Genomic DNA, 16,396 nt, shown 5'->3' with positions numbered 1-16,396 from the left:
TAGCTCGGGCAAGGCCGCCGGGCGCCTTCGGCGCCGGCCTTGGGTCGGGTTGGTTGGGGGGGTTGCGGGCCGGTGTGGGGGGTTGGGTGTCGTGGGTGGTGGGCTGACGACGCCGGCGGGCAGGGCTCGTTCCTCGCCCTGCCCTGGTCGTCGTGGGGCGGCCGCCCTCGCCAAAGATTTGCCGACCTCGGCGCGGTCTCGCCAAAGATTGGTGGAGCCCAGCGCGGTTTCAAATGCGCAGGGAATTCCGGAAACGCGCAGGGCATTTCGGAAGATGTGGGGGGCGGCAGGCGTGGCCACCATGGGCCGATGGGAAACGTCGTGCTTGACATCAGCGTGTCGGTGGACGGGTTCATCACCGGTCCGAACGACGTCATCGGCCGGCCGCTCGGCGACGGCGGCGAGCGGCTGCACCACTGGATCTCCGACCGCCGGACCGACGACGACGAGAAGGTGCTCCGCGAGCTTTTCGAGGATACCGGAGCGGTCGTGGCCGGGCGGCGCACCTACGACCTGTCCGAGGGACCGGACGGGTGGGGTGACGGTCCACTCGGGACGACCCCGGTGTTCGTGGTGACGCACGACGCTCCCGTCCGGACCGCCACGGGTGGGGCGGTGTTCACGTTCGTCACCGACGGCGTCGCCAGCGCGGTGCGCAAGGCCATGGCGGTCGCCGGAGACCGGAACGTGTACGTGATGGGCGGCGGGGACCTGGCCCGGCAGTGCGTCGCCGCGGGACTGGTCGACGAGATCCAGCTGCACCTGGTGCCGGTCCTGCTCGGCGGCGGCGTGCCGCTGTTCGGGCCCGGCGGACCCGGAAACGTCGTGCTGGAGAGCAACCGGGTGATCGCGACTCCGAGCGCGACCCACGTGCGGTACCGCGTCCTGAACTCGGTCTGAATTTTCGCTGATAGCCGCCCTGGTGTGGCCGCCCCGACAGCAATGCCGAAGATGCGGGCGCGGCGCGGGGCCGACCAGGATCAGGTCTCATGGGGACACACCGGGACGTGGAGCTGCTCGCCATTGGCGCTGGGCCGGCGAATCTCGCCCTCGCCATCGCCATCGAGGAGCTGGCCGGGGACGATCTGGCGCGGGACTCGCTGGTGATCGAGCAGGCGGACACCGTGTCGTGGCAGCGCGGCATGCTGCTTCCCGAGGCACAGAGCCAGGTCTCGTTCCTCAAGGACCTGGTGACCCTGCGCAACCCGCGCAGCCGGTTCTCCTTCGTCAACTACCTGCACTCGGTCGGGCAGCTCAGCGAGTTCATCAACATGGGCAGCTTCTGGCCGTACCGCCTGGAGATCTCCAAGTACTTCCAGTGGGTGGCGAACTCACTGGCCAAGGTCCGGGTGGAGTACCGGCGGCGGTGCGGCACGGTGGAGCCGCGCCGGGACGCGAACGGGGCGGTCACCGGATGGCTGACCCGGCTGTCCGACGGATCGACGATCGGCAGCCGGTACCTCGTGGTGGGCGCCGGCCGGGATCCCTTCGTCCCCACCGAGTTCGCGACGCTGCCGGCGCACCGGGTGGTGCACAGCTCGGACTACCTGCCGCGGATCTCCCAGTATCCCAAGGACGTTCCGTACCGGGTGGCGGTGATCGGCGGCGCGCAGAGCGCGGCCGAGATGTTCGACGCCGTCCAGCGCGACCTGCCCGGCTGCCGGCCGACGATGATAATGCGCTCGATCGGGCTGAAGACCTACGAGAACAGCAGGTTCACCAACGAGCTGTACTTTCCGTCCGCGGTGGACGACTTCTTCACCGCGCGACCGGAGGCCCGCGAGCAGATCCTGCGCGAGATGCACATCACCAACTACTCCGGGCTGGCCCCGGAGATGCTGGAGAAGCTGTACCGCCAGCTCTATCTCGACCGGCTGACCGGCGAGCACCGGCTGCGGATCGTCACGATGACCGACGTCACCGCCGCCTGCGACGACGGCGACGAGGTGGTGCTCGAGCTGACCGACCGCAGGACCGGCGCGGTCGACGAGCTGCGCTGCGACCTCGTCCTGCTCGGCACCGGGTTCGTGCGGCAGATGCCGGCGCTGGTCCGCAGCCTGGCGAACTCCCTCGGGTTGAGCCGGATCGACGTGACCCGCAACTACCGGCTGCGGGTGGACGGGCCGGTGACGGGGGCCTGTTACCTGCAGGGCGTCAACGAGGCGACGCACGGCATCGCCGACTCGCTGCTGAGCGTGCTCGCCGTGCGCGCCTCGGACATCGTCGAGGACATCCTGGCCAACCGGGACACCGACGGGGCCGAGCCGATGGCCGCCCACCTGGCGCCGGTGCACGCGAGTTGAGTCGCAAGAAAGGGACGCATCGTGGAGATCCGCAAACTGGACCGGGAGCGGCTGGGCCCGGACAACAACCATTCCCAGCGCCTGATGCCGTGGTCGGCGGTGAACGCGCCGTTCGAGGGCGCCTGGTGCGTGATCAAGCCCGGCGCGTCGTCGGTCAAGCACGCGCACCACGAGTACGAGATCTTCATCGCGATGTCCGGTGAGGCCGTGCTGGAGTCCGCAGACGAGCGGATCACGTTCGTGGCCGGGGACATCGTGCACTTCCCGCCGTTCGTCGACCACCAGGTGATCAACGAGAGCGGCACGGACTTCGAGATGTACACGGTGTGGTGGGACACGGAGATGTCCGAGAAGTTCGTCGCCCGCCACCGGGCCGAGGGCTGAGCCGTGGCGTCACAGCCCGGCCGGCGCGCACTGGTCATCGACACCCCGCCGACGTCCAACGGGGACCTCCACGTCGGACACCTGGCCGGCCCGTTCCTCGCCGCCGACGTGCATGCCAGGTACCTGCGGGCCCGCGGCCGGTCGGTGGTGTTCTCCACCGGCACCGACGACAGCCAGACCTACGTGCTGGCCAGCGCCCGCCGCGCCGGGCGCACCCCGGAGGAGCTGTGCGGCCGGTCCTGGCACGCGATCCGCCGCACGCTGGCCGACATGGGAATCTCGCTCGACGGCTTCGCGCCGTACGACGACCGGTACCGCGCGGCCGTGCTCGACTTCGTCAACGCCCTGCACGCCAAGGGAAAGTTCCGGCTGCGCACGGTCCGGCTGCCGTATTCCGAGCGGACCGGCGAGTTCCTGGTGGAGGGCCTGGTCTGCGGGTACTGCCCGATCTGCCTTGTGCGCAGCCGGGGCGGCCTGTGCGAGAGCTGCGGCCACCCGAACAACTTCGACGAGCTGCTCGAGCCGCAGTCCACTATGGACACCGATGACCCGGTGACCGTGCGGGAGGCGCAGATCCTGGTGCTGCCCATGGAGGAGTACCGGGACCGGCTCACCGAGTTCTTCCTGGCGCGCGAGGCGCGGCTGCGCCCGCACACCGTGCAGCTCGTGCGCGAGGTGCTTTCCCGGCCGCTGCCCGACTTCCCCATCACCTACCCGCTCGGCTGGGGCATCCCGGCACCGTTCCCGGAGACCCCCGGCCAGGTGCTCAACGCCTGGGTGGAGGGCATCCCGGCGGTCATGTACTGCACCGCGTTCGCCGCCGAGCGGCTCGGTGAGCACCACCCGGCGGATGACGAGCTGTGGCGGGCCGAGCGGGACGCCGAGGTCATCTACTTCATCGGGTTCGACAACGTGTACTTCTGGGGGTTCACCCACGTGGCGCTGCTGATGGCGCACGAGGGGCGGTACGTGCTGCCCGACGCGATCATCTCCAACGAGTTCTACGAGCTGGAGAACGAGAAGTTCTCCACCAGCCTCGGCCACGTCGTCTACTCGGCCGACCTGCTCGCCGAGCTGCCCCGCGACCTGATCCGGTTCTACCTCGCGCTGAGCGCCCCCGAGCACCAGCAGACGAACTTCGGGCGCGACGCGCTGACCAAGGTCACCGGCCAGCGGCTGGTCGACCCGTGGAACCGGCTGGCCGGCCTGCTCGGCAAGGCGGTGGCCGAGGCCGGTTTGGACGGTGCGACGCTGCCGGTCTCGGCCGGGGCGCGACGGCGGGCGCGGGCGATGCTCGACCGGTTCCGGGCCTGCTACGAGCTGAGCGGGTACAGCCTGAACCGGGCCGCGATCCTGATCGTGGACCAGCTGGACCGGCTGCTGCGCACCGCTGAGCGGCTCGACCGGTCCACAATGGACGTCGAACGCCTCGCCGACCTGTTCTTCGAGGTGCGGGCGCTGCTCACCGGCGCGTCGCCGATCCTGATCGACCTCGCCGAGGCGAGCGGGCCGGCCGGCGCCGACCGCCGGTTCGACCTCGACGCGAGCACGGCGTCCACGGTGACGCCGTTCGCGCTCCCCCTACTCGACCGAACGGTGGTGCGGTGATGTCCATTACCACGCTCAGCCCGGCGCCGGATCTCACGCTGGCGCAGGCGGATGCGGCCGAGGTGTGCCGGATCGCCCTCGAGCTGTGCTCATGGGGGACCGAGCAGGTGGACGATCCGGCGTGGGTGGACACGGTGCGCGACGCGGTGCACGCGCTGCCCGTCGCGCTGCGCCGGACCCTGCGGCGGTTCCGGCGCGACTCCGGCAGGTCCGGCGCGCTGCTCGTGCGCGGCCTGCCGGTCGACGCCGAGGCGTTGCCGCCGACCCCGAGCGTGGACGGCTCGGTGCAGCGCCTGGTCACCGTTCCCGCGGCCGTGCTGATGCTGGCCGCGTGCGAGCTCGGCGAGCCGGCGGCGTTCCTGGCGGAGAAGTCCGGCGCCCTCGTGCAGGACGTGGTTCCGGTGCCCGGCAAGGAAACCTTCCAGGGCAACGCCGGCTCGGTGCGGCTGTCGTTCCACAACGAGAACGCCTTCCACCAACACCGGCCCGATTACGTCATGCTGCTGTGCCTGCGCCCCGACCACGACCGGGTCGCCGGGTTGCGCACGGTCTGCGCCCGCGAGGTGCTGCCGCTGCTGCGCGAGGAGACCAGGCGGGCACTGTTCAGCGAGGAGTTCGTCACCAACGCGCCGCCGTCGTTCGGCGCCGGTGGCGGCGCGACGCCGGCGCACGCGGTGCTGTTCGGGGCGCCGGAGGATCCCGACATGCGCGTGGACCTGGCCGCGACCAGGCCGCTGACCGCACGGGCCGGAGCGGCGCTCACCGAGCTGCGTGAGGTGTTCGACCGCGCGGCGAGCACCGTCCTGCTGACCGCGGGCGATCTGGCCGTCGTCGACAACCGCGTGGCGGCGCACGGGCGGACGGCGTTCCGGCCGCGCTACGACGGCGCGGACCGCTGGCTGCAGCGCACCTTCGTGGCCACGGATCTCCGGCGCTCCCGCGATCATCGGCCGCACGACGGCTACGTGCTCGACCGGTGACTGGAGTACTGGGCGGTGAATCAGACGGAGACCGATCCGCTTGTCGTGGTGATCGTGGGCGCCGGTCCACGCGGGACCGGCATCCTGGAACGCCTGCTGGCCAACGTGGGTGAGATACCGCCGCCCCGACCGCTGCGCATCGAGCTGGTCGATCCGTACCCGCCGGGCGGCGGCCGAGTGTGGCGCGCCGAGCAGTCCTCGCTGATGTGGATGAACGCGATGGCCGGCAACGTCACCATGTTCCCCGACGAGACCGTGCAGTGCGACGGTCCGATCCGGCCGGGGCCCTCACTCAGCGAGTGGGTCGCGGCCGACGGGAAGCACTGGGAGGTGCTCGGCGTCAGCTTCGCCAGCCGGCAGGTGCAGAGTCGTTACCTGTCTTGGGTCTTCGACCACCTGGTGGCCGAATGTCCCAGCAACGTCACGGTGATCGTGCACGCGACCACGGCGACGCGGCTGGCCGGCGAGCCGCACTCCCGGCAGCGGGTGTGGCTGGCCGACCAGGCCGAGCCGCTGGTGGCCGACGTGGTGATCCTCGCGCTCGGCCACCAGGAGGCCGAGCTGAGCGAGGAGGACCGGCGGATGGCCGGCTTCGCCGCCCGGCGCGGGCTGCGCTACCTGCCCAACGCCTACACCGCCGACGCCGACCTGTCCGGGTTCCGTCCGGGTGAGACGGTCGTCCTGCGCGGGTTCGGCGCGGCGTTCGTCGACGTGATGGCGTTGCTGACCGAGGGCCGCGGGGGCGAGTACCGGGTCGAGCAGGGCCGGCTGCGTTACCTGCCGTGCGGCCGGGAGCCGGTGCTGTACGTCGGGTCGCGGCGCGGGGTCCCGTACCTGCCCAAGATCTCCTACCGGTTGTGCGGGGCGCCGGCGCCGCTGCCGCGGTTCTTCGACGCGGCGACGCTCGACGAGCGGTTCGCCGGCCGAACCCGGCTCGACTTCCGGACCGACCTGTGGCCGTTGATGGCCAAGGAGATCGGCTGGGGCTTCTACCACGAGCTGTTCACCGCCCATCCCAACCGGGTCATGGCGCGCTGGGGCGAGTTCGCCGCCGAGTACGCCGCGCACGACTGGGACAGCCCGGAGTTGCGCGAGCTCATCGAGGAGGCCGTGCCGGAGACCGCCGACCGGCTGGATCTCCCGGCGCTGGACAGACCGCTGAAAGGGTTGCGGTTCAACGGGTTCGACGAGCTGCAGGACCACCTGCGCGGGCACATCGCCGGCGACCTGCGCCGCCGGCGCGAGTTCACCCACAGTCCCGACCTCGGGGCGCACCACGCCATGCTCTCGGTCAACCGGCAGCTGCGGCAGCTGCGGGCCACCGAGAAGCTGTCCGCCCGCTCGATGGTCGAGGACGTGCACGGCTGGTGGCAGGGATTCTTCGAGTACTACTGCAGCGGACCGCCCGCCCAGCGCAGCCGCCAGCTGGTCGCCCTGTCGCAGGCGGGGATCCTGCGCTTCCTCGGCGCGGACATGTGGGTCGTCGCCGACGAGGAGCGCGGCGTGTTCCGCGCCGGCAGCGCCAGCACCCCGGCCACCATCGAGGCGACCGCGCTGGTCGAGGCGCGGCTGCCGCGGGCCGACCTGAGCCGCACGACCGACCCGCTGCTGCGCGGGCTCTACGAGCGCGGCGAGGCCACCGACGACGTGCTGACCGACGAGGACGGCTTCCAGCACAGCTCCGGCCTGCTGCTGGTGTCCACAACGGACTTCCGGGTGCTCGACCGGGACGGCCGCCCGCATCCGCGGCGGTTCGCGATCGGGCCGTTCACCAACGTGCGGCACTTCGCCACGTTCGCCACCCCGAGGTCCAACGCGGTGTCGTTCCGGCAGAACGACATCCTGGCCCGCAGCGCGCTGCGGGTCCTCGCCGGTGACCGGCCACGCAACGGTTTCGAGTTGTCAGTCGAGAAGGACACTCTGCACAAAGGACTAATGTCATGAACGCCAGCTCAGCCACCGACCGCCCGCGAGCCATTCTCTTCATGGGCGATCTGGTGATCGTCGCGCGGCAGCTGCGGCTCATCACCGAGGCCCACCGCCGCGGGTACGCGCCGCTGCTCGTGGTCACCCCGCACACCAGCGCCGCCCGGCTCGCCGAGCTGCGCGCCGACCCGGACCACCCGCTGTCGAAGCTGGCCGAGGTCGTCGAGGTCGCGGACGCCAAGGTGGAGTATGTCGTTCCGGGGATCCAGCCGCTGCTGCGCCGCTACGACGTGCACGCCGTGCTGTGCATCGGCGACTTCTTCGTCGAGCCGGTCGGCATCGTCGGCGACTGCCTCAACGTGCCGGGGGCCGGCGCCGCGGCGAGCCGGATCAGCCGCAACAAGCTGCTGCAGCGCACCACCGTGCCGGACCTGTCGCCCAGCTTCCAGGTCGTCACGCCGGCCGAGCGCGGCAACCCGATCGGCTCGGACGTGACGTTCCCGGTCGTGGTCAAGCCGGTGGGCCGGTTCTCCAGCCTCGGCGTGCGCCAGGTGCACCGCCGCGAGGATCTGGCCGACGTGCTCGCCACCTACCCGGAGGACGAGACCGTGCTGGTGGAGAGCCGGGTGGTCGGACCGGAGTTCTCGGTGGAGGCGCTCACCCAGAACGGCGAGGTGTTCTGGGCGGAGGTGACCGGCAAGCGCACCAACGAGTCGACCGGGATCTTCTTCACCGAGATGGGCCACACCTCGCCGGCCGAGCTGTCCGAAGAGGACCGTCGGGCGCTGCTCGAGGCGAACGGGACCGTGCTGCGCCGGCTGGGCTTCCGGGACGGGATCTCGCACGCCGAGTTCCGGCTGTCGGAGGACGGCCCGGTCATGATGGAGATCGCGACGCGGCTGCCCGGCGACGGGATCACGTTCCTCTGGGAGCTGGCAACGGGTTCGCCGCTCGAGCCGGTCATGATCGACCTCGCGCTCGGCGTGCCCACGTCCTACCCGGCGCCGCGCAGGCGGGCCTGCCAGGTCTACCTCGAGCACCCGTTCGGCCGGCTCAGGGACGTCACCAGCACCGGCGCGCCGGTCTCCTGGGTGACCCGCGACGATATCTGGCCGACGTTCACCCCACAGGACCCGCAGTCGCCGCCGCGCGACCACGCGGTGCTCGTGACCATGGTGGTGGGTGATGTCCTCGGCCCGCAGACCGACTCGGAGGCCCGGTCCGTATCGGTGATCTTCGACGCGCCGCTCGACGAGCCGGTTGAGCCGTTGGCCAAGGAGTACGCGGACACCGTCACGATCACGGTCGACAGTGTTTGATAGCTCGGGCAAGGCCGCCGGTCGCCTTCGGCGAGCGGCCTCGGGTCGGGTTGCCTGGGTGGTTGCGGGCCGGGGTGGGTGGTCGGGTGTCGTGGGTGGTCGGCTGACGACGCCTGCGGGCAGGGCTCGTTCCTCGCCCTGCCCTTGCCGTCGTGTGGCGGCCGCCCTCGCGGGGGATTTGCCGACCCCAGCGCACTTTCGAAACACGCGCCAAGGCGCAACGGAGACAAGGAGCGCGCCGTGAGCCAGCTCAGAGCCGCCATCCACGACCGGTTCGGCGGGCTGCCCCGATCCTACTGGGTGCTGTGGAGCGGCACGCTGATCAACCGGTTGGGCACGATGGTCCAGCCGTTCTTCGCGTTCTACCTGACCGGGTCCCGCGGTCTTTCGCTGACCGAGGTCGGCGCCGTGCTGACGGTCTTCGGGGCGGGTGCGTTCTTCTCCCAGCTGCTGTCCGGGGCGCTTGCGGACCGGTACGGCCGCCGCCTCACGCTCACCGGCGGCATGCTGGCCACCGCGGCGATCATGCTGACCCTGGCGTACAGCGAAAGCCTGCCGGTGATCGTCGGGTGCATGTTCCTGCTCGGCGTGGCCATGGAGATCTACCGCCCGGCGTCGAGCGCGCTGATCGGGGACATCATCCCGGTGCGGGACCGCACACGGGCGTTCGCGTTGCTGTTCTGGGCGGTCAACCTCGGCTTCACCGGCGGCGTGCTCACCGGTGGGCTGCTGGCCCACGGCGCCATCCTGTGGCTGTTCTGGATCGACGCGATCAGCTGCGTGGCGTTCGGGTTGCTGGTGTGGTTCGCGGTTCCCGCGTCGCACGAGGCGCCGAGGGACACCGGCAAGACCGGATCCTTCCGCGCGGTGCTGACCGACCGGGTGATGGTCATCTTCACGCTGATCACGTTGGCGTACGCGGTGGTCTACCACCAGTCGATGATCACCTTGCCGCTGGCCATGCAGGCCGACGGGCTCTCGCCGCTGGCCTACGGCGTCGCGCTGGCCACCAACGGGGTCGTCGTGGTGCTCGTCCAACCCGTCGTGGTGAACTGGCTCGGCAAGTTCGACCACAGCTGGGTCGCCGCGGTGGGCATGACGCTGGTCGGGGTCGGCTTCGGGATGACCATGTTCGTCTCGGACACATCCGGCTACGTGGTGACCGTCGTGGTGTGGTCGATCGGCGAGATCGTGGTGACCGGGGTCAGCGCAGCCATCGCGACCAACCTGGCCCCGGCGCACCTGCGCGGCCGGTACATGGGCGTCTACGGGTTCGCCTTCTCGCTGAGCAACCTGATCTCCCCGGGGATCGGCACCTGGCTGCTCGGCCTCGGCTCGGCGGTGCTGTGGTCGGCCCTTGCCGTGCTGGCGGTCGTCGCGTCGATCGTCCAGCTCGCGATCGGGCCGGCGATCCGGCACCGCACGGCGGAGCTGGTCGCGGCCTGACTCACTTGCTGGGTATCGGAGTCTCGGCGTACGGAAGCAGCGCCGCCCGAAGTGCCACCGGCACCTGGGACGGCGCCGCGTCCGGCCCGTGCGTGCAGTCGATCCGCCGCCGGCCCCTTGCGACCAGCTGCTCGGCTCCATCGTGGATCCGGACGTAGTCGAAGTTGAGCTCGATCTCGGTCCGGCTGAGCTCCTCCAGCCGCATCCGGATGGACAGGTCGTCGAATGCGGTGATGTCGGCGAAGAACTCGCACTCGGCCCGCAGGGTGACCAGCTCGAGATCCTCGGCGAGCAGCCCGGTCAGCCCCTTGTCCTTGAGCATCATCTCCCAGCAGCGGCCCTGCCAGCGGAGGTAGCTCACGTAGTAGACGGTGCCGACGAGGTTGGTCTCCTCGAGACCGACGGTGTGCCGGTACTCGTAGTACCCGGGCATCTCGGTGTTCCTACGACAACGGATCGCGAGCGCGCTTCACCTCGCTGAACTCCCGCACCGACGACAGCAGCCGCATGGCCTCGAACAGCCGGTCGGCGTCATCGGGAGCCGGGACCGAGGAGATCACCGGACCGAAGAAGCCGGGCCCGTCGTCGATCGCCACCACCGGGCTGCCGCTCTCGGTGCCCACCCTGGCCTGGCCGGCTTCGTGACTGGCGCGCACGATCCGGTCCAGCTCGGCGTCGTCGGCGGCCTCGATCAGCTCGGCCGGCAGCTCCGCCTCGGCCAGCGCGGCGACAAGCACATCCTTGTCCAGCACCAGATCCTGGACGTGCACCCGCTGGCCGATGGCCGTGTACAGCCGGTCGACCGCGTCCTGCCCGAGCCGCTCGTCGGTCGCGGCGAGCACCCGAAGCGCCGCCCGGGCACGCTGGTGCGCCTGCCGGTAGTTGTCCGGAATGTCCTTGCCCTCGTTGAGGATGGCCAGGCTCAGGAACCGCCAGCTCACCTTCTCGTCCTGACGAGCGGCGACATCCTTGACCCAGCGCGAGGTCCGCCAGGTGAACGGGCAGCTGGGGTCGAACCATACGGTGATGCTCACGGTGCCTCCCTTCGATATCAGCCAGCGCGACGATGCCAACGATCCACCGTCGTGCGTCCCATGTAGGCGGTGAGGTCCTCGATCGCGCGGCCCAGTTGGTGGAGATCCTCGGCGACCAGCGCCTGCGGGCCGTCGCACAGGGCCTCCTCCGGGCGCGGGTGCACGTCGACGATCACCCCGTCCGCGCCGGCCACGATGGCCGCCCGGGTCAGCGGCAGGACGAGGTCGCGCCGGCCGCCGGAGTGGGACGGATCCACGATGACCGGCAGGTGGGACAGCCGCTGCACGACGGGAACGGCCGAGATGTCGAGCGTGTTTCGGGTCGCGGTCTCGAAGGTGCGGATGCCCCGCTCGCACAGGATGATGTCGAGGTTTCCGCACTTGGCGATGTACTCGGCCGCCATCAGCCACTCCTCGATCGTGGCGTTCATGCCGCGCTTGAGCAGCACCGGCTTGCCGGCCGTGCCGACCGCCTGCAGGAGCGGGAAGTTCTGCATGTTCCGGGTGCCGACCTGGAGCACGTCGGCGTACTCGGCCACCATGGTGACGTCCTGCGCCCCGACGACCTCGGTGACGATCGGCAGCCCGGTCTCGGCCCGCACGTCGGCCAGGATCTCCAGGCCGCGCCGGCCGAGCCCCTGGAAGGCGTACGGCGAGGTGCGCGGCTTGAACGCGCCGCCGCGCAACAACTTCGCGCCGGCCCGCTGGGCCATCCGCGCCGACTCCATCGTCTGCTCCGGCGTCTCCACCGCACACGGCCCGGCGATCAGCGTCACGGTGTCCGGCCCGATCGACACGGAGCCGACCTGCACGACCGACCGCTCCTGGTGCTGCTCGCGGCTGACCAGCTTGAAGCCCGAGGAAATCTGCGTCACCCGGCTGACCCCGGCCATGGCCTGCAGGTTCAGCGCGGCGTACTCCTCGATGTCGCCGACCAGTCCGATGATCACTCGGTGGACGCCCCGGCTGACGAACGCCTGGCCGCCGGCCGCCTCCACCTTCTCGACGATCGCCTCGACATCCGCGCGGGTGGCATCCGGCTTCATGACGACGACCATGCGCGCGACTCCTCTCTCGTTCGGTCCTGCCGGCCCGACGTACGCGGCGCGAGGTCGGGCCGCAGCCGGGCGGCTCCGCGAAGGTAGACATGCTCGATCGCCGACCGCGGCCGATCGCTGTGCACGTGGGCGAGCACCCTGATCACCCGCTTCATCGCGTTCGGCACGTCGATCTCGGTGGCACACATCAGCGGGACGTCGACGAGGCCGAGCTCGCGGGCGGCTGCGGCCGGGAAGTCGCTTGCCAGATCCGGTGTCATCGTGAAGAACACGCTGATGATGTCCTCGGGCTCGATGGCGTTGCGTCGAACGAGCTCCTGCAGCAACGCCTTCGTCTCGGCGAGGATCACATCCGGGTGGTCGCGGTCGACCTGGATCGCCCCGCGGACCGCGCGAACCGCGACCATCAGGCGGTGAACTGGCCAGGCTGCCGTCCGGATCCCGGCGATCCGCGGTAGGCCTGGGCGATGTCGAGCCAGTGGTCGGCCTCGGCGCCCGTCGCGACGAGCTCGAGGTCGTCGCGGTGCCGGCGCCGGGTGACCAGCAGGCAGAAGTCGACGGCCTTGCCGACGATCCGCTGCTCGGCGTCGGCCGGCCCGAACTCCCACAGCTGCCCTGACGGAGACGTCAGCTCGAACCGGAACTCGGCGTCCGGCGGGGTCAGGCCGCGGGCCAGGTAGCCGAAGTCCCAGACCCGAACGGCGAAGGCGACCACATGCTTGATCCGGTCCGTCCACTCGCGACGGACACCGAGGGCGTCGGCGATGTCCTGGCCGTGCCCGATCAGCTCCATCATGCCGGCGCTGGCGAGGATGAACGCCGGCAGCGGCCGGACCAGCCAGGGCACCGGCTGCATGGGCGGAAGCGCGGCCAGCGCCTTGATCGCCGTGGAGCTCTCCGCCCGCCAGCGGGAGATCAGCAGCTCGGGCGGGTCGGACCGGTAGTCGGCCAGCGCCGCGTTGATCGCCGCGTCGAAGTCGTTGCCGGCCTTGGCCGTCACGGCCTTGAACGTCTCACCGTCCGCAGCCGCCAGCCCGGCCAGCTTGAAGATGAAGGCCAGATGGCCAATCTGGTCCCGGATCGTCCAACCCTCCGCGGGTGTGGGCGATGCCAGCGTGGCCGCGTCGAGGTCGGCCACCAACCGGTCCACCGCGTCGGTTTCGGCGGCCAGATCGGGGATCACGTCGGGCAGCTCGGACACGTGCCTGTCCTCTCGCACGATCTCGCTCACGAACGGGTCGGATCAGCACGTTCGAACGTGCTGACAGCGCCGGAATCCGGGAGAATAAACGGATCCTCAGCACCGACCACATCGCTCGTCATCGGACGAATCCAGAATGCCTCAAGGAATCCGCGCTGTCTTCTCAATGCGTGCGTTCTGCGCGGAACGTGGCCGCGCCGCCGGGCTCAGGCGGCAAAACCCGTGCTACCGAGGCCGGGCGCGCCCTGGCGGGGGCCGATGTAGACGATGCCGTAGGAGTCGAAGCAGTGGACGCAGACCTTGACCACGAGATTGTCCTTGACCAGCACGAAGAACTCGCTGAGCTTCTGCCAGTCGTCGACGATGCGGTAGTTCTTGAAGACCGAGCCGTCTGCGACCGCGAACAGCGCCTTGTACACCGCGTTCTTCTCGCTCGGGGTGGCCGTGTCCGCCCAGCGCTCGAGGACCTCCAGCCCGGTGTCCATGCGGAAGCGGGGACGGTGGATGCTGCCGGCGGGCTCGATGTGGGGGTTCATGTCGGTCAGCCTCCTCGACCTTCGTGAAACATAACGCTGTTGTACTACCTAAAATGTAGCGCTGTTATGTAACACTGTCAAGGTGCCGAGAAAAGCAGATCCGAACGCCCGCCTCGCCCTGATCGACATCGCCGCCCGCCTGCTCGCCGACGAGGGCCCGGAAGCGCTGTCCACCAGGCGAATCGCCGCCGAAGCCGGTACCTCGACGATGGCCGTCTACACCCACTTCGGCGGCATGAGCGGCCTGGTCCGGGAGATCGTCTACGAGGGTTTCGCGCGCCTGCAGGACTTCATGACGCGGGTCAAGCAGACCGACGACCCGGTCGCCGACCTCGGCGTCCTCGGCCGCGCCTACCGCCACAACGCGCTGACCAACTCACACCTGTACGCGGCCATGTTCGGCGGCGAGAAGCTGTCCGGCTTCGAGCTGACCGAGGAGGACCGCCAGCACGGCCGCTACACCCTCACCAACGTGGTCGAATGCGTGACCCGCTGCATCACCCTCGGCCGCTTCCGCCCGGCCGACCCGGGACTCGTCGCCCACCACATGTGGTTCGCCGTGCACGGCCTCGTCACCCTGGAGCTGGGCGACTACCTGATCGACCCGTGGAACGCCGACGCCTGCTTCGAAACCCAACTCGTCGCCCTCATGATCGGCGCCGGCGACACCCTGAAGACCGCCACCCGCTCGGTCGTCGCCTCGGCCAAGCGCTTCCCAAGAGAAATCACGGATCCACCGCCGAACGGCCGGCCCACCCGGAGCTGATCACGCCGCGCCGCGCGCCTGCTCGGAGACGCCAAGGGCAACCCTCACCGACTCCCTGCGGCCGGCTGCAGGGCGCCCGGCGCCACCGCTTCGAGATAGGTTCTCGTCGGCAGGGTCGAAGGAGTCATTCTCGGAGCCGCCTGTGCCGGCATGCCGGAGTCGCTTCCTCGGGCCAGCAACCCCTTCGCCAGTGCCGCCAGCACGGCCAACGCCGCGAGGTTGAGCGCCGCGGGCCAGTCGAACGTCGTGACGTCAAAGGGTTCCGCGGCCACGAAGGCACCGGCGAGGGTTGCGAGAAAGGTCTTGACCAACCGCAACCCCAGATCGATCCAGAAGACGGCCGGAGCGGGAAGGTTCGGCGATGGGTGCAGATCCGCCAGGTATTGGCCCAACGTCAACACCAACGACGCCACGCCGGCACTCAGGGCGAGTACGGATGCGTACTTCCAGGGCAGGTTTGTCACGCTGACCGCGCCCCCGGCCAACAGCGTGGCGAAGAACACCTGGCCGGCCGACCATCCGGCGCGCTCGAGAAAGTCGAGTACGACCGGCCGGCTAAGCTCCACAGTGGCCATTCCAGCCTCCTCGTTCGCCCACGAAGTATCTGATCGAAACGAGGGTGAGCCGTGGTTCGGCCGGAGACTAGGTGTACTGCCCCGTGAGGTTGGGTACGCGGCTGGCGGGTGGTAGGCCGCCGAGTGCGGTGTGGCCGCGGTGGTGATTGTAGGTGTGCAGCCACTGCGGGAATGCGTTGCGGCGTTCGGTTTCGCAGGTGTAGGCGGTGGCGTAGGCCCATTCGTCGAGCAGGGTGCGGTTGAAGCGTTCGACCTTGCCGTTGGTTTGGGGGCGGTAGGGCCGGGTGCGCTTGTGCTGGATGCCGGCAGCGGTGAGGGTGTCGCGCCACAGAAAGGACTTGTAGCAGCTGCCGTTGTCGGTCAGAACGCGCTGGACGGTGATCCCCGCCTGAGTGAAGAACGCCTGGGCCCGCTGCCAGAACGCGACCGCGGTTTGTTTGGTCTCATCGGGCAGGATCTCGCTGTAGGCCAGCCGGGAGTGGTCGTCGATGGCGTTGTGCAGGTAGCTGTAGCCGATCTTGGGTTTGCCGTGGGCGTAGCGGGCCGGGGTGGTGGCCTTGCGATGCTTGTTGGCGGTGGTGCGGTCGGTGACCCGATGGCCGCCGCCGTCGGGGATGTTGCCCAGCTTCTTGATGTCCACATGCACCAGCTCGCCCGGCATGGCGCGTTCGTAGCGGCGCACCGGCCGCCCACTGCCCCGGTCCAGGTGCGCCAGCCGGGCCAGCCCGTAGCGGGTGAGCACCCGGTGCACGGTGGAGGGATTGAGCCCTAGGTGGTAGGCGATCCGAGCGGGTCCCCACCGGCGGATGACCCGGACCTTGATGATCCGCCGCTCGACCCGAGTCGGCGTGCGGTACGGGCTGGTGTGCGGGCGGCTGGACCGGTCGACCATCCCCGCCGCACCGTGCTCACGGTAGCGATCGGCCCATCGCTTGGCCGTGCCCGGCGAGACCTGAAACCGCTCGGCCGCCCGCCGCAGCGGCCACCACTGCTCGACGACACAACGGGCCAGGCGCAATCTGCCGGTCTGGGTCAGCGGGGCATTACGGTGGGACACCAGGACCTCCGGGTTGGATTGGTGCGTGATGTGGTGATCCACACCGAACCCGGAGGTCCTGCCTATTCCAAGATCATCCGATCACGTGTCGCCCGTATCCAACCTCCGTGGTCAGTACAACTAGGGCCGAACGGCCTGTGTCCCGGAATGTTGCCGTTTCGACACGGTCCGCCGGATGGGCCGGATCGGAACCTTTCGATGTC

Annotated in this window: 17 protein-coding genes; 9 read left to right on the top strand and 8 right to left on the bottom strand. The window is 69.9% G+C overall.

Annotation, left to right across the window (positions count from 1 at the left end; translation table 11 throughout):
* The first annotated feature begins 309 nt into the window (after nucleotides 1-309).
* From VGX25_RS19380 to VGX25_RS19345, 8 genes are all read left to right on the top strand, one after another.
* A complete protein-coding gene (locus tag VGX25_RS19380; protein ID WP_326919236.1) occupies nucleotides 310-900 on the top strand; it encodes a dihydrofolate reductase family protein in 591 nt (196 codons plus the stop codon).
* Nucleotides 901-989: 89 nt separating this feature from the next.
* Nucleotides 990-2,303, top strand: coding sequence for a lysine N(6)-hydroxylase/L-ornithine N(5)-oxygenase family protein (locus VGX25_RS19375; RefSeq protein ID WP_326919235.1), 1,314 nt, complete (start codon nucleotides 990-992; stop codon nucleotides 2,301-2,303).
* A 21-nt stretch (nucleotides 2,304-2,324) separates the two neighbouring features.
* A complete protein-coding gene (locus VGX25_RS19370) occupies nucleotides 2,325-2,687 on the top strand; it encodes a cupin domain-containing protein (RefSeq protein ID WP_326919234.1) in 363 nt (120 codons plus the stop codon).
* 3 nt (nucleotides 2,688-2,690) lie between these two features.
* Nucleotides 2,691-4,295, top strand: a complete 1,605-nt coding sequence (locus VGX25_RS19365; RefSeq protein ID WP_326919233.1) for a class I tRNA ligase family protein — start codon at nucleotides 2,691-2,693, stop codon at nucleotides 4,293-4,295.
* The gene (locus tag VGX25_RS19360) at nucleotides 4,295-5,275 is read left to right on the top strand and encodes a TauD/TfdA family dioxygenase (protein WP_326919232.1); all 981 of its coding nucleotides are present in this window, start codon (nucleotides 4,295-4,297) and stop codon (nucleotides 5,273-5,275) included. The genes VGX25_RS19365 and VGX25_RS19360 overlap by 1 nt, the downstream gene beginning before the upstream one ends.
* 15 nt (nucleotides 5,276-5,290) lie before the next feature.
* The gene (locus tag VGX25_RS19355) at nucleotides 5,291-7,219 is read left to right on the top strand and encodes an FAD/NAD(P)-binding protein (protein ID WP_326919231.1); all 1,929 of its coding nucleotides are present in this window, start codon (nucleotides 5,291-5,293) and stop codon (nucleotides 7,217-7,219) included.
* Nucleotides 7,216-8,520: an ATP-grasp domain-containing protein gene (locus tag VGX25_RS19350; RefSeq protein ID WP_326919230.1), complete on the top strand. Its 1,305-nt coding sequence runs from the start codon at nucleotides 7,216-7,218 to the stop codon at nucleotides 8,518-8,520. The genes VGX25_RS19355 and VGX25_RS19350 overlap by 4 nt, the downstream gene beginning before the upstream one ends.
* A gap of 240 nt (nucleotides 8,521-8,760) precedes the next feature.
* On the top strand, nucleotides 8,761-9,966 hold the full coding sequence (locus tag VGX25_RS19345; RefSeq protein ID WP_326919229.1) for an MFS transporter: 1,206 nt from the start codon (nucleotides 8,761-8,763) through the stop codon (nucleotides 9,964-9,966).
* 1 nt (nucleotide 9,967) lies between these two features.
* Here the strand turns inward: VGX25_RS19345 and VGX25_RS19340 are convergent, their stop codons facing one another.
* From VGX25_RS19340 to VGX25_RS19315, 6 genes are all read right to left on the bottom strand, one after another.
* Nucleotides 9,968-10,399: an acyl-CoA thioesterase gene (locus VGX25_RS19340; protein WP_326919228.1), complete on the bottom strand. Its 432-nt coding sequence runs from the start codon at nucleotides 10,397-10,399 to the stop codon at nucleotides 9,968-9,970.
* A 10-nt stretch (nucleotides 10,400-10,409) separates the two neighbouring features.
* Nucleotides 10,410-11,000, bottom strand: a complete 591-nt coding sequence (locus VGX25_RS19335; protein ID WP_326919227.1) for a DsbA family protein — start codon at nucleotides 10,998-11,000, stop codon at nucleotides 10,410-10,412.
* Between the two features lie 17 nt (nucleotides 11,001-11,017).
* Nucleotides 11,018-12,058 carry a 3-deoxy-7-phosphoheptulonate synthase gene (gene aroF / locus VGX25_RS19330; RefSeq protein ID WP_326919226.1) on the bottom strand — a complete coding sequence of 347 codons (1,041 nt, stop codon included), beginning with the start codon at nucleotides 12,056-12,058 and terminating at the stop codon, nucleotides 11,018-11,020.
* Entirely contained in the window at nucleotides 12,043-12,465 is a 423-nt protein-coding gene (aroH, locus tag VGX25_RS19325) for a chorismate mutase (RefSeq protein ID WP_326919225.1), read from the bottom strand. Before aroH ends, aroF begins: the two co-directional genes overlap by 16 nt.
* Entirely contained in the window at nucleotides 12,465-13,289 is an 825-nt protein-coding gene (locus VGX25_RS19320) for a TIGR03084 family metal-binding protein (RefSeq protein WP_414635875.1), read from the bottom strand. Before VGX25_RS19320 ends, aroH begins: the two co-directional genes overlap by 1 nt.
* A gap of 176 nt (nucleotides 13,290-13,465) precedes the next feature.
* Nucleotides 13,466-13,795, bottom strand: a complete 330-nt coding sequence (locus VGX25_RS19315) for a DUF6235 family protein (RefSeq protein ID WP_326919224.1) — start codon at nucleotides 13,793-13,795, stop codon at nucleotides 13,466-13,468.
* An 82-nt stretch (nucleotides 13,796-13,877) separates the two neighbouring features.
* Between VGX25_RS19315 and VGX25_RS19310 the strand changes: the two genes are divergently transcribed.
* Entirely contained in the window at nucleotides 13,878-14,561 is a 684-nt protein-coding gene (locus VGX25_RS19310) for a TetR/AcrR family transcriptional regulator (RefSeq protein ID WP_326919223.1), read from the top strand.
* Between the two features lie 44 nt (nucleotides 14,562-14,605).
* On the opposite strand, the gene VGX25_RS19305 is transcribed toward VGX25_RS19310, so the two are convergent.
* Nucleotides 14,606-15,136: a hypothetical protein gene (locus VGX25_RS19305; protein ID WP_326919222.1), complete on the bottom strand. Its 531-nt coding sequence runs from the start codon at nucleotides 15,134-15,136 to the stop codon at nucleotides 14,606-14,608.
* Nucleotides 15,137-15,203: 67 nt separating this feature from the next.
* Entirely contained in the window at nucleotides 15,204-16,193 is a 990-nt protein-coding gene (locus VGX25_RS19300; RefSeq protein ID WP_326919221.1) for an IS481 family transposase, read from the bottom strand.
* Nucleotides 16,194-16,396: the final 203 nt, after the last annotated feature.

Source organism: Actinophytocola sp. (assembly GCF_035942955.1).
Lineage (GTDB): Bacteria > Actinomycetota > Actinomycetes > Mycobacteriales > Pseudonocardiaceae > DASYTH01.
Note: the sequence above shows the minus strand (reverse complement) of the source record. Positions and strands in the feature narration are given on the sequence as shown.